A 256-nucleotide genomic window follows, 5' to 3' on the forward strand; every position below is an offset into this window, starting at 1 on the left:
CTGATTACCAATGCAATATTTAGGGAAGAGCTTAAAAAACATTACATCGCAATTGATGGGGTAGACCAAGATGTGAAAGAATTAAAAGCGGGGCTGTATGAAGTTGTGGTATATAATAATGCTCTAAAAGCGGAAAATAAAGAATGTTTTAGCATGAGAGTAAATACTAAAAATAGAACAGTAAATTTAATAAAATAAAAAAACGCAATATATTTATGAAACGCAATGTAATTTCCATTGTTTTGGGAGGAGGTAG

At 30.9% G+C, this 256-nt stretch carries 1 protein-coding gene; it reads left to right on the top strand.

The genetic code is table 11. The features are described 5' to 3' along the window. A partial coding sequence (locus SB764_RS42310) for a hypothetical protein (RefSeq protein ID WP_410867079.1) occupies positions 1-198 on the top strand: 198 nt, incomplete at its 5' end. Positions 199-256 lie beyond the last annotated feature (58 nt).

Source organism: Paraburkholderia sp. SIMBA_027 (assembly GCF_046535315.1).
GTDB lineage: Bacteria > Pseudomonadota > Gammaproteobacteria > Burkholderiales > Burkholderiaceae > Paraburkholderia > Paraburkholderia tropica.